At 60.4% G+C, this 12,760-nt stretch carries 11 protein-coding genes; all 11 read left to right on the top strand.

All coding sequences use genetic code 11. The annotated features are described in order from the left end of the window. Positions 1 to 273: 273 nt before the first annotated feature. The 11 genes from arnB to BMY54_RS12280 all read left to right on the top strand — a co-directional run bounded on the left by arnB (position 274) and on the right by BMY54_RS12280 (position 12,606). Positions 274 to 1,422, top strand: coding sequence for a UDP-4-amino-4-deoxy-L-arabinose aminotransferase (gene arnB / locus BMY54_RS12230; protein WP_093432694.1), 1,149 nt, complete (start codon positions 274 to 276; stop codon positions 1,420 to 1,422). After that, on the top strand, positions 1,419 to 2,444 hold the full coding sequence (gene arnC / locus BMY54_RS12235; protein ID WP_093432697.1) for an undecaprenyl-phosphate 4-deoxy-4-formamido-L-arabinose transferase: 1,026 nt from the start codon (positions 1,419 to 1,421) through the stop codon (positions 2,442 to 2,444). Before arnB ends, arnC begins: the two co-directional genes overlap by 4 nt. Then, complete coding sequence (arnA, locus tag BMY54_RS12240; RefSeq protein ID WP_093432700.1) at positions 2,441 to 4,432, top strand: bifunctional UDP-4-amino-4-deoxy-L-arabinose formyltransferase/UDP-glucuronic acid oxidase ArnA; 1,992 nt, start codon at positions 2,441 to 2,443, stop codon at positions 4,430 to 4,432. The genes arnC and arnA overlap by 4 nt, the downstream gene beginning before the upstream one ends. Further along, positions 4,432 to 5,316, top strand: a complete 885-nt coding sequence (arnD, locus tag BMY54_RS12245; protein WP_093432703.1) for a 4-deoxy-4-formamido-L-arabinose-phosphoundecaprenol deformylase — start codon at positions 4,432 to 4,434, stop codon at positions 5,314 to 5,316. Before arnA ends, arnD begins: the two co-directional genes overlap by 1 nt. After that, positions 5,313 to 6,965, top strand: a complete 1,653-nt coding sequence (arnT, locus tag BMY54_RS12250) for a lipid IV(A) 4-amino-4-deoxy-L-arabinosyltransferase (protein ID WP_093432706.1) — start codon at positions 5,313 to 5,315, stop codon at positions 6,963 to 6,965. The genes arnD and arnT overlap by 4 nt, the downstream gene beginning before the upstream one ends. After that, positions 6,962 to 7,306 carry a 4-amino-4-deoxy-L-arabinose-phosphoundecaprenol flippase subunit ArnE gene (gene arnE / locus BMY54_RS12255; RefSeq protein ID WP_016986766.1) on the top strand — a complete coding sequence of 115 codons (345 nt, stop codon included), beginning with the start codon at positions 6,962 to 6,964 and terminating at the stop codon, positions 7,304 to 7,306. The genes arnT and arnE overlap by 4 nt, the downstream gene beginning before the upstream one ends. Next, the gene (arnF, locus tag BMY54_RS12260) at positions 7,303 to 7,707 is read left to right on the top strand and encodes a 4-amino-4-deoxy-L-arabinose-phosphoundecaprenol flippase subunit ArnF (protein WP_016986767.1); all 405 of its coding nucleotides are present in this window, start codon (positions 7,303 to 7,305) and stop codon (positions 7,705 to 7,707) included. Before arnE ends, arnF begins: the two co-directional genes overlap by 4 nt. Next, on the top strand, positions 7,704 to 9,083 hold the full coding sequence (locus BMY54_RS12265) for a UDP-glucose dehydrogenase family protein (RefSeq protein ID WP_034153972.1): 1,380 nt from the start codon (positions 7,704 to 7,706) through the stop codon (positions 9,081 to 9,083). Before arnF ends, BMY54_RS12265 begins: the two co-directional genes overlap by 4 nt. Next, positions 9,056 to 10,675 carry an ArnT family glycosyltransferase gene (locus BMY54_RS12270; RefSeq protein WP_175559592.1) on the top strand — a complete coding sequence of 540 codons (1,620 nt, stop codon included), beginning with the start codon at positions 9,056 to 9,058 and terminating at the stop codon, positions 10,673 to 10,675. The genes BMY54_RS12265 and BMY54_RS12270 overlap by 28 nt, the downstream gene beginning before the upstream one ends. Positions 10,676 to 10,711: 36 nt before the next feature. Continuing rightward, positions 10,712 to 11,230: a GNAT family N-acetyltransferase gene (locus tag BMY54_RS12275; RefSeq protein ID WP_093432709.1), complete on the top strand. Its 519-nt coding sequence runs from the start codon at positions 10,712 to 10,714 to the stop codon at positions 11,228 to 11,230. Between the two features lie 197 nt (positions 11,231 to 11,427). Further along, positions 11,428 to 12,606 carry an MFS transporter gene (locus BMY54_RS12280; RefSeq protein WP_093432712.1) on the top strand — a complete coding sequence of 393 codons (1,179 nt, stop codon included), beginning with the start codon at positions 11,428 to 11,430 and terminating at the stop codon, positions 12,604 to 12,606. Positions 12,607 to 12,760 lie beyond the last annotated feature (154 nt).

Below are 12,760 nucleotides of genomic sequence, written 5' to 3' on the forward strand. Positions count from 1 at the left end.
CAGAAGTCTGAACAGTGGCTGTATGGGGTTCAGATAAACGATTCGCCGACCGGTTTTTCATGTTCCTTTCACAAAAACGGGCATAACCTTAATTCCAACAGATCCCGTATCGGCGCCGTTCAAACTGCCGCGCGAAGCCACAAAAGTCAACCGAACCCCGACGGTAAGTCTTTTCAGCAACTTATTGATGCAAAGGTAATTTTTGCGTCTACGCTGAGATTGGATCCTACCCGGTGAATTGGTTTTCTTCTGATTGTTTGTGATGAGGTGTTCATGAGTCAGGCGTTTCTCCCCTTCTCTCGCCCGAGTATCGGCGATGAAGAAATTGCAGCCGTTGAACAAGTATTGCGTTCCGGCTGGATCACCACCGGACCGAAAAATCAGGCACTCGAAGAACAATTCGCGCAATACGTTGGCTGTCGCCACGCGGTGGCACTTTCGTCCGCCACCGGCGGCATGCACGTTACCTTGCTGGCGCTGGGCATTGGCCCGGGTGACGAAGTCATCACCCCGTCGCAGACCTGGGTCTCGACCGCCAACATGATTTCCCTGCTCGGCGCCACGCCGGTGTTCGTCGACGTTGATCGCGACACCTTGATGACCGATGCCGCGCGCATCGAAGCCGCCATCACCCCACGCACCAAAGCAATCATTCCGGTGCATTACGCCGGCGCCGCATTTGATCTTGATCCGCTGTATGCGCTGGCCGACAAGCACGGCATCGCGGTCATCGAAGACGCCGCCCACGCTGCCGGCACCCGTTACAAGGGCCGCCACGTCGGCTCGCAAGGCACGGCGATTTTCTCCTTCCACGCGATCAAGAACATGACCTGTGCCGAAGGCGCGATGTTCGTCACCGACAACGAAGCGCTGGCCAGCCGCGTGCGCATGCTCAAGTTCCATGGTCTGGGTGTCGACGCCTACGATCGCCTGACCGGTGGCCGCAAGCCGCAGGCGCAGGTGATGGAGCCGGGTTTCAAATACAACCTCGCCGACATCAACGCCGCAATCGCGCTGGTGCAACTGGAGCGTCTCGACGCGATCAACGCGCGCCGCACCGAACTGGCCGCCGCCTACCGGCAAAAACTCGAAGGCCTGCCGGTGCAACCACTGGCTTTGCCCGCCTACGCACAAACCCACGCCTGGCACCTGTTCATCCTGCGCATCGACAGCGAGCGCTGCGGCATGGACCGCGAAGCCTTCATGAAAGGCTTGCAGGACCAGGGCATCGGTACCGGTATCCATTTCATCGCCACTCACCTGCACACCTGGTATCGCCAGCGTGACCCCGATCTGTATCTGCCCAACACCGAATGGAACTCGGCGCGGCTGTGCTCGATTCCGTTGTTCCCCGACATGAGCGATCAAGACCTTGATCGCGTGGTCGGTGCCATCGCCACTCTTATGGACAAACGCCCGTGAAACCTTATCCGATCCGCTGTGTGTCGATCGTTATCCCGGTCTACAACGAACAGGACAGCCTGCCGGAACTGCTGCGCCGTACTGAAGCCGCCTGCCAGATGCTGCGTCACGACTTTGAAATCGTCCTCGTCGACGACGGCAGCCGTGACGAGTCCGCCAACCTTCTGGAAGAAGCCGCGACCCGTGAAGACAGCCCGTTCGTGGCGGTCATCCTCAACCGTAACTACGGCCAGCACGCCGCAATCATGGCCGGTTTCGAACAATGCAAAGGCGATGTCGTGATCACCCTCGACGCCGACCTGCAGAACCCGCCGGAAGAAATCCCGCGGCTGGTCGCCGAAGCGGAAAAGGGTTACGACGTGGTCGGCACCGTGCGCGGCAACCGCCAGGATTCGGCCCTGCGCCGCTATCCGTCGAAGCTGATCAACCTCGCCGTGCAACGCTCCACCGGCGTCGCCATGAGCGACTACGGCTGCATGCTCCGCGCTTACCGCCGGACGATCATCGACGCAATGCTCGCCTGCCGTGAACGCAGCACCTTCATCCCGATTCTGGCCAACAGCTTCGCCCGCCACACCACCGAAATCGTCGTGGCCCACGCCGAACGTGAGCACGGCGATTCGAAGTACAGCCCGATGCGCCTGATCAACCTGATGTTCGACTTGATCACCTGCATGACCACCACGCCGTTGCGCCTGCTGAGCATCGTCGGTTTCACCATGGCCGGTCTGGGTTTGCTGTTTGCTTTCGTGCTGATTGTCCTGCGTCTGGCGCTCGGCGCCGGTTGGGGCGGTGATGGTCTGTTTGTGCTGTTCGCCGTGCTGTTCGTGTTCACCGGTGGCCAGTTCATCGGCATGGGCCTGCTCGGCGAATACCTGGGACGCATGTACAGCGACGTGCGCGCCCGCCCGCGTTTCTTCATTGAAAAAGTCTTGCGCAGCCACGCCGCCGAGCCGGCGCCTGCAGTCACCGTTGATGGTCTCTCCACTACTACTTCTACTACCGGTCAGGTTCTCTCATGAGTGCAAAAACTGTTGTCTTCGCTTATCACGATATTGGTTGCGCCGGCATTCAAGCCTTGCTCGACAGCGGCTACGACATCGCGGCGGTGTTCACTCACGCCGATGACCCGAAAGAGAACGCGTTCTACGGATCGGTTGCGCAACTGTGCGCCAACAAAGGCATCCCGGTGCACGCGCCGGAAGACGTCAATCACCCGCTGTGGATCGAGCGGATTGCCAAGCTCGATCCTGACTATATTTTCTCCTTCTACTACCGCAACCTGCTGAGCGAGCCGTTGCTGGCCGTGGCCAAAAAAGGCGCGTTCAACCTGCACGGTTCCCTGCTGCCAAGCTACCGTGGCCGCGCCCCGGCGAACTGGGTACTGGTCAACGGCGAAACCGAAACCGGCGTCACCCTGCACCGCATGGTCAAACGCGCCGACGCCGGCGCCATCGTTGCCCAGCAGCGTGTTGCCATTGAACGCAGCGACACCGCGTTGAGCCTGCACGGCAAATTGCGCGCTGCGGCCAGCGATCTGTTGCGCGACACCCTGCCCGCGATGCTGCAAGGCAAGATTAGCGAAACCCCGCAGGACGAATCGAAAGCCAGCGTATTCGGGCGTCGCACCGCCGCCGACGGCAAACTGGTCTGGGCGAAACCGGCCGAGCAACTGTTCAACCTGGTGCGTGCGGTGACCCAACCGTATCCGGGCGCGTTCTGCGCGGTCGGCGAACACAAACTCATCGTCTGGAGCGCCGAAGTCGTCAAAGGCAACGACGGTCAGGCGCCGGGCCGGGTGATCAGTGTCGACCCGCTGCGCATTGCCTGTGGCGAAGACTCGCTGGTGATCCTCTCCGGCCAGCGCAACGACAACGGCCTGTTCCTCAGTGGCCCACAACTGGCCAACGAACTCGGCCTGGTCGACGGCTCGCTGTTGCGCGGTGCCGAATCCGGCCGTGCGCCACGTCGCACTCGCGTGTTGATCCTCGGCGTCAACGGTTTTATCGGCAATCACTTGTCCGAGCGCCTGCTGCGCGATGACCGCTATGAAGTCTATGGTCTGGACATCGGTTCCGACGCCATCGACCGTCTGCGCAGCCATCCGCACTTCCACTACGTCGAAGGCGACATCAGCATTCACTCCGAGTGGATCGAGTACCACATCAAGAAGTGCGACGTGGTCCTGCCGCTGGTGGCCATCGCCACGCCGATCGAATACACCCGCAACCCGCTGCGTGTGTTCGAACTCGACTTCGAAGAAAACCTGAAACTGGTGCGCTACTGCGTCAAGTACAACAAGCGCGTGATCTTCCCGTCGACCTCGGAAGTCTATGGCATGTGCCAGGACAAACACTTCGATGAAGACACTTCCAACCTGGTGGTCGGCCCGATCAACAAGCAGCGCTGGATCTACTCCGTGTCCAAGCAACTGCTGGACCGGGTGATCTGGGCCTACGGCGCCAAGGGCTTGAATTTCACCCTGTTCCGCCCGTTCAACTGGATGGGCCCGCGCCTTGACCGTCTGGATTCGGCCCGCATCGGCAGCTCCCGCGCCATCACCCAGTTGATCCTCAACCTGGTCGAAGGCACGCCAATTCGCCTGTTCGACGGTGGCGAGCAGAAGCGCTGCTTCACCGACATCGCTGACGGCGTCGAGGCACTGGCGCGGATCATCGATAACGACAACGACGTCTGCAACGGCCAGATCATCAACATCGGCAACCCGGACAACGAAGCCAGCATCCGTCAGTTAGGCGAAGAGCTACTGCGTCAGTTCGAAGCGCACCCGCTGCGTGACAACTTCCCGCCGTTCGCCGGTTTCCGCGACGTGGAAAGCAAGGCGTTCTACGGTGCCGGTTACCAGGACGTCGAGCACCGTAAACCCAGCATTGCCAACGCCAAGCGTCTGCTCGACTGGACGCCGACCGTGGAAATGCGCGAGACCATCGGCAATACGCTCGATTTCTTCTTGCGCGAGGCCATGCTCGAAATCGCGGACAAGAAGTAATGCAGGCAGGACTTCGTATCGACGTCGACACCTACCGCGGCACCCGTGAAGGTGTGCCGCGGCTGCTGGAAATGCTCGACGAGGCGCAGATCAAGGCAACGTTCTTCTTCAGTGTCGGCCCGGACAACATGGGCCGGCATCTGTGGCGCCTGATCCGCCCGCAGTTTCTCTGGAAAATGCTCCGCTCCAACGCCGCCGGCCTTTACGGCTGGGACATTCTGCTGGCTGGTACCGCGTGGCCGGGCAAACCGATTGGCCGTGACCTTGGGCACCTGATGCGTCAGGCCCGCGATGCCGGTCACGAAGTGGGCCTGCATGCGTGGGATCACCACGGCTGGCAGGCCAATGCCGGGCGCTGGAGCCATGCGCAACTGATCGAGCAGATCCGTCAGGGCGTCGACACCTTGAGCGACATTCTCGGCGAGAAAGTCGAGTGCTCGGCCGCCGCCGGTTGGCGTGCGGACGAACGCGTGATCGAGGCCAAGCAAGCCTTCGGCTTTCGCTACAACAGCGATTGTCGTGGGCAACACCTGTTTCGCCCTTTGCTGGCCGACGGTACGCCGGGCACCCCGCAGATTCCGGTGGACCTGCCGACCTTCGACGAAGTCGTCGGCCCGATCGTAGCGACGCGGGATTTCAACGGTTTCATCCTTGATCACTTTCGCCCGCAACAACTCAACGTCTACACCATTCACGCCGAAGTAGAAGGGATTCTGATGGCTGAGGATTTTCGTCAATTGTTGGCCGATGCGCGCCAACGCAATATCGACTTCAAACCACTGGGCGACTTGCTGCCCGAGTTCTTCAACACCTTGCCCGTGGGTCGCGTGCAACGCGGCGCCCTCGAAGGCCGTGAAGGCTGGCTGGGAGTGCAAGGCGCATGATTAAACGCTGGACGCTGCCACTGCTGTTGCTGGGTATTTGCTTGCTGGCCTATCTGCTGCCGCTAGGCACGCACGGTTTGTGGATTCCTGATGAGACCCGTTACGCACAGATCAGCCAGGACATGCTGCTCAGTGGCAACTGGGTGTCGCCGCACTTCATGAGCCTGCGTTATTTCGAGAAGCCGATTGCCGGTTACTGGATGATCGCGCTGGGTCAGGAGTTGTTCGGGCAGAACCTGTTCGGCGTGCGCTTTGCGTCGGCGCTAAGCACCGGGTTGAGCGTGCTGTTGTGCTATCTGCTCGCCCGGCGTTTGTGGAACGAGCCGCGCAAAAGCTTCGTCTGCGCCCTGCTCTACATGAGTTTCACTATCGTCGCCGGTCAGGCCGGTTACGCCAACCTCGATCCGCAATTCACCTTCTGGGTCAATCTGAGTCTGGTGGCGCTGTGGTTTGCCCTCGACAGTCAAACCGGCGGCAAGCGCATGGCAGCCTGGGCGGTAATGGGGCTGGCCTGTGGCATGGGTTTCATGACCAAAGGCTTTCTCGCCTGGCTGCTGCCGGTGCTGATCGCCCTGCCGTGGATGCTCTGGCAAAAACGCTGGCGTGAACTGCTGATGTTCGGCCCGGTGGCGATTGCCGTGGCGATCCTCGTCAGCCTGCCGTGGGTGCTCGCGGTGCATGCGCAGGAGCCGGACTACTGGCGGTTCTTCTTCTGGCACGAACACATCCGCCGCTTTGCCGGTGACGATGCGCAACACGATGCGCCATGGTGGTTCTACCTGCCACTGCTGGTGGCGTTCAGTCTGCCGTGGGTGGGGCTGCTGCCGACCGCGTTCAAACAAGCCTGGCAAAGCCGTGCTCAGCCGAAAGTGGTCTTTGTGCTGCTCTGGCTGGCGATGCCGCTGGGGTTTTTCAGCCTGGCCAACGGCAAACTGCCGACCTACATCCTGCCGTGCCTGCTGCCGATAGCGTTGTTGCTGGGCAATGCGCTCGCCGACCGTTTGCGCCTGGAGCAAGGACGTGCGCTGAGCATCAATGGCCTGCTCAATCTGGCGCTGGGCATCGTGTTGCTGATCGCGCTGGTTTATCTGCAACTGACCAAACCGGTTTACGACCACGAACTGCACAGCATGGTGCTGGTGTTTATCGCACTGATCGGCTGGATCATCGCCAACCTGCTGCAAGCCTTTCTGCCGCTGCAATGCTGGGCAGCACCGGCACTCGGCAGCCTGTTGCTGATTGCGGTGTTGCCGGCGGCGCTGCCGAAATCGGTGGTCGCCAACAAGATGCCGGATCAGTTCATCAAGCATCACGTCACGGAACTGGCGCAGACCACCCATTTGCTGAGCAACGATCTGGGGGCTGCTTCGGCGCTGGCCTGGCGCCTGAAAACGCCGCAAGTGGCGTTGTACAACACGATAGGCGAACTGAAATATGGCCTTGCCTATCCTGACGGCATTCAACAGCGGGTTGACACCAAAGACGTGCAACGGTGGATGCGTGAGGCGCGCCGCAGCGGTTCGGTCGGCGTGGTGATGCGCGTCAAGGGGCAGGACGAACTGGACGAAATCGACAAGTTGCCCAAGGACGGCCTCCGTTACGAACAGGGCAACCTGGTGATCATGATCCTGCCCAAGGAGGCGTCATGAGCCTGTTGCTGCTGTTGGCCGCGTGCCTGCTGACCTGCCTCGGCCAGGTGGCGCAGAAGTACGCCGTGGAGAGCTGGCGCGGCGTCGAGTCGGGCTGGGCCGAAAAGCTGCGTACGCCGTGGTTGTGGTTGGCCCTGCTCGCCCTCGGCTCAGGTCTGTTGGTCTGGTTGCTGGTGTTGCAGCGTCTGGAAGTCGGCATCGCCTACCCGATGCTCAGCCTCAACTTCGTGCTGATCACCCTGATTGCGCGCTTCGTCTTCCGTGAACCCATCGACCGCCAGCATTGGTTTGGCGTGGCATTGGTCATCGGCGGCGTGGTTTTGCTGGGGCAACAGTCATGAATCAACGTCGCGGCATCACGTTCGCGCTGGGCAGCGTGTTCCTCGTCAGCGCTGCGCAACTGGGCATGCGCTGGAGCATGACCCGCCTGCCCGTGCCGGAACAATGGCTGCACATCGACAGCCTCGATTGGCGAGCGCTGGCCGTGGTCATTGCGGCGGTTTTTGCCTACGCCCTGTCGATGCTTTGCTGGCTCGCCGCCCTGCGCGATCTGCCGCTGGGCCGGGCTTACTCGCTGCTGAGCATCAGCTATGCGCTGGTGTATCTGCTGGCGGCCAGTCTGCCGCTGTTCAACGAATCCTTCAGTTTCACTAAATCACTCGGCGTGGCGCTGGTCATGCTCGGGGTCATCACCATCAACACTCGTCCGGCTCGTGCGCCCGAATTCAGGAGTGCTCCATGAAAATCACAGTATTTGGCAGCGGTTACGTCGGTCTGGTGCAAGCGGCTGTGTTGGCCGAGGTCGGCCATGATGTCGTGTGCATGGACGTCGACCAGAAGAAGGTCGACCTGTTGCGCCAGGGTCATGTCAGCATTTTTGAGCCTGGGCTGGCCAGCCTGGTGCGCGAAGGTCTCGACTCGAAACGCCTGCAATTCACCACTGATGAGCAACTTGCCGTGCAGCACGGTCGAGTCGCGTTTATCGCCGTGGGTACGCCGTCGCGTGAGGATGGCTCGGCAGACCTGCGCTACGTGCTATCGGTCGGCGATGCGATTGCCCGCCATCGTGAGCAGCCGCTGATTCTGGTGGAAAAATCCACGGTACCGGTGGGCACCGGCGACACCTTGCGCAAGCACATCGAAAAAGCCTTGATCAAAACCGGCCGCCTGCTGCAATTCGATATCGTCTCCAACCCGGAATTCCTCAAGGAAGGCTCGGCCGTTGCTGACTGCCGCCGCCCGGACCGTATCGTCATCGGCTGCGAAGGCGATGAAGTGCGCGATGTGATGCGCGATCTGTACTCGCCTTTCAACCGCAACCATGACCGCATCATGTTCATGGACCTGCGCAGCGCCGAGCTGACCAAGTACGCCGCCAACTGCATGCTGGCGACCAAGATCAGTTTCATCAACCAGATCGCCGAACTCGCCGAACACCTGGGCGCCGACATCGAATCGGTGCGCCAGGGCATCGGCGCCGACACGCGCATCGGTTACCACTTTATCTATCCGGGCTGCGGTTATGGCGGCTCGTGCTTCCCCAAAGACATGCGCGCGTTGATCCACAGCGCCGAAGAAGCGCACTGCTCCAGCGATTTGCTGCAAGCGGTCGAGGCGATCAACCAACGGCAGAAACACAAGTTGTTCGAGCGCATCAACGCGTTCTACAAGGGTGACCTGCGCGGCAAGACTTTCGCCCTGTGGGGCCTGGCGTTCAAACCCAACACCGATGACATGCGCGATGCGCCAAGCCGTGTCCTGCTCGAAGAGCTGTGGGCCGCCGGTGCCAGCGTGCGCGCCTTCGACCCGGAAGCCATGCAGGAAACCCAGAACCTTTATCCGGACGAGTCGAAGCTGATGCTAATGGGCACGCCAGAATCGGTACTGCCCGGCGCCGACGCATTGATCATCTGCACCGAATGGCAGCAGTTCAAGGCGCCGGATTTCGATCTGATCAAACAGCGCCTCAACAGTCCGGTGATCTTCGACGGCCGTAACCTCTACGACGCCGAGCGTCTGGCACGTAACGGTTTCCATTACTTCCCGATGGGCCGTGGCGAATCGCGTAAGTTGCCGATCCCGCTGCAACAATGGCCACACGCGTCCGACGTCGCTTGATCAGCTTATCGCCTGAGATTCGCCGGCAGTCCCTGATCGCAGGGCTGCTGGCGTTTTTAGTGTTCATGGCCGGGGTCTACGGGCAGGCCCCGATCGGTTTCGATTCGCGGTTCGTGTTGTTCGCGCAAGAAATGCTGCGACATGGGCCGACGGTGTTTCCGACCACCTATGGTCAACCGTATGCGGATTATTCAGCGGTTTCGACGCTGTTCATCTGGCTGCTGTCGCTGCCGTTCGGCACTGTGAACGCGTTTACGGCGTGGGCGCCAAGTGCCGTCGCCGGTGCGCTGATCGTGACGCTGATGTATCGACTGCTGGCGCCGTACTCGCGGCGTTGGGCGTTGATCAGTATTGCGTTGCTGATGCTCACCAGCGGTTTCGTCACTGAAGTGCGCGCGGTGTCGCAGGACTTGATGCTCGCGGCGGTGGCCTTCGCGGTGTTCTATCTGGGTTATGCCCATGAGCATTTTGCCGGCAGGCGTCACTGGCCGCTGATCTTCGCGTTGCTGCTGCTCGGCTTCGGCATTCGCGGGCCGATTGGTCTGGTGGTGCCGACCGGCATGCTGTGCAGCTATTACCTGCTCAACCGTGAGTGGTCGCGACTGCTGGTGTTCGGCGTACTGGCTTCGCTGCTGCTCGCAGCCTGCGTCGGCCTGCTGTTGTGGCTGGCGAAACTCAGCGGTGGCCCGGTCTTCTTGCAGGACGTGATCCGCATGCAGTTCATGGGGCGCATGGACGGCAGCGAAGGCGTCAGCGGTTCGCTGTATTACTTCACCAGTTCGTTCGGCAACTACGCGCTGGCCTATCCGCTGGCATTGCTGGTACTGGTGGCGGCCTGGCTGAGCAAGCCGCAGCAACGTGGCCCGGCGCTGCGTCTGGTGCAGTACTGCGCGGCGGCGGGACTGATTGTGATGGTCGGCCTGTCGATTCCCCAGGCGAAAAAGGCCCGGTATCTGCTGCCGATGCTGCCGATGGCGGCGATCATTGCGGCGTATCCGTTTCAGGTTGCGCATGGGCGGGTGTTCCGCTATTTGCGCGGCTTGATCATGGGCTTTTGGCTGGTCACGCCGGGCTTGCTGCTGGTGGTTTTGCTGCTCGCTCAACGGCGCTTTCCCGAGCAATTGAGTGAAGTGTCCTGGGTGTTGATCGCGCTGGGCCTGCTGCAACTCTTGGCGTTGTCGCGATTGTTGCTCCCACGTTGGCGTGTCGAAGTGCTGGCGTTAAGTGCCGTGTTGGCGTTGTGGACGGTGTACGCGGCGGTCTTCGAGCCGGTGGAGCGGCGTTTGTACGACACCCAGGCATTCAGTCACGCGGTGTTCGCCCAGGTTCAACAAAACCCGGCGCCGCTGGTGCTGCACGGTATGGGCAAGGACGCGAAAGCGATCAAGTTCATGGTCAATATCGAGCAGGATCTGCAACCGCAGTTCAGCGACTCGATCCAGCAACTGGAGGCGCTCAAAGGCCCGGCGTGGCTGATGATGGATCGCAGTGATCTGCCATCTCTCAAGGGCACGCCGCTGGAAAGCGCGCAGCCGGTGTTGAGCGGGCGTTTCGATAAAAACGACTATGTATTGCTGTGGCTGAAACCGTAACCTGTCGAGCTTTTGACCGACAGGATGCGCCTCAACATGACCTTCGACGTACGCCGCGCCAGCCCTGCTGACGCGGTTGCCCTCCCCGGGATAGAGCGTTCGGCCGCGCAATTGTTTCGTCTTGAACCGCCGTTGGCGTGGCTGGCTAATGCCGAGGTGCCCGATGCTGGCCAACATCTGCAGGCCATCGAACAGGCGTACGTGTGGGTTGCTGAAAATAGCGATGGGCAACTGACTGGATTTGTTCGTGCTGTAGACATTGATCAGCACATGCACATTGAGGAGCTATCCGTCAGTCAGGCTTTTCAAGGACAAGGCATGGGTCGCGCACTGGTTGCGGCAGTCATTGAACAAGCGCGCGTGATGCAGTTGAACTCAGTGACGCTGACCACCTTCCGCGATCTGCCGTGGAATGCACCGTTTTATCAACGGATGGGATTTGTCGAGTTGACGCATGCACACACCGACCGCCATTTGCGCGATGCGCTGCAAGCCGAAGTTCTATTCGGCTTTCCCGCAGAGCGCCGCTGCGCGATGCGCCTGCCCCTGATTTGAAAGCAATGAAGGTCCTTGTGGGAGCGAGCCTGCTCGCGAAGGCGGAGTGTCAGTCAACATTGATGTATCTGACCCGACGCATTCGCGAGCAGGCTCGCTCCCACAGGGATGGTGTTATGGCAGCTTGACCTGTGGTGACTGGCCGGTAAGGATGGCGTACGCCCGCCAGGCATTTGAAATAAGGACATTGACCCTTCGTGGCTACCTACTCGCGCCTCATCCGCCGGTTGATGATCAGTTCGCTGACCGTCGTCATCAGCCGCGCGCTGATCAGCCCGCTACTGACGCTGTTCCTCAGCAACAAGCTCGACCTCAACCCGCAAGACGTCGGCCTGCTGCTGGGGATCGCGGTGTTCAGCGCCACGTTGTTGTCGCTCTATGGCGGCTACATCATAGATCGGCTGGACAAGCGCCAGTTGCTGATCCTGACCATGCTTTCCAGCGGTATCGGTCTGATCCTGCTGACCTTCGCGCAGAATCTTTACCTGGTCACCCTGGTGCTGATCATCAGCGAAACCGCGTCGGCGCTGTTCCTGATCTGCTCCAAAGCCATCCTCAGTGAAAACCTGCCAGTGGGCCAGCGAGTCAAGGCGTTTTCCCTGAACTACACGCTGACCAACATCGGTTACGCCGTCGGCCCGATGATCGGCGTGGTGATTGCCGGCGTTCAGCCGTCAGCGCCGTTTATCGTCGCGGGCGCGATTGCCATCGGGAGCATCTTTCTGCTGCTCGGTGCCACGCGTGAAGTGAATCCGGTCTCGGCAATCGCTGCGCCACCCAGCTTTCTGAAAACCCTGATCATCCTGAAGAACGACCGCACGATGATCCTGTTTACCTTGGGCTGCCTGCTCAGCACGCTGGTGCACGGGCGTTTCACTCTGTACCTGTCGCAATACCTGCTGGTCACCCACACCCAGCAACAGACGCTGGATACCATGGCCGCCCTCCTTGCCTGCAACGCGATCACAGTGATTGTGTTGCAGTACCAGATCGGCCGATTACTCACCCGCGAGCATCTGCGCCACTGGATTGCCGGCGGCACCGCGTTGTTCATCGTAGGGCTGATCGGCTTCAGTCTGGCTGACAGCCTGGTCGGCTGGTGCGTGGCGATGTTCATCTTCACCTTGGGCGAGATGATCATTTACCCGGCCGACTTTCTGTTTGTCGACACCCTCGCCCCGGAAGAATTGCGCGGTAGCTATTACGGCGCGCAGAACCTGGCCGCGCTTGGTGGTGCGTTCAGTCCGGTCATGTGCGGGTTTCTGCTGATGCACACACCGGCACCGAGCATGTTCTATGCCTTGAGCGCACTGGCGGCTGTGGGCGGCTATTTGTGTTTCGTCAGTGGCCGTCGCGCCGCTTCAATTCAAAATTAATGCACTAAATCTGCATTAATATGAATTTGTCAGCATCGAGTTTGCCCGGCACACTGTGCGCGTTCCTCCCCCAATGTTGGAACACTTCGAGGGCTTTCCGGATATGCCGGACAAGTCCTTTTTTTTGCCTCGAATTTGCTGCAAGGATCGGATT

Source organism: Pseudomonas sp. ok266, assembly GCF_900110195.1.
GTDB classification, from domain to species: Bacteria; Pseudomonadota; Gammaproteobacteria; order Pseudomonadales; family Pseudomonadaceae; genus Aquipseudomonas; species Aquipseudomonas neuropathica.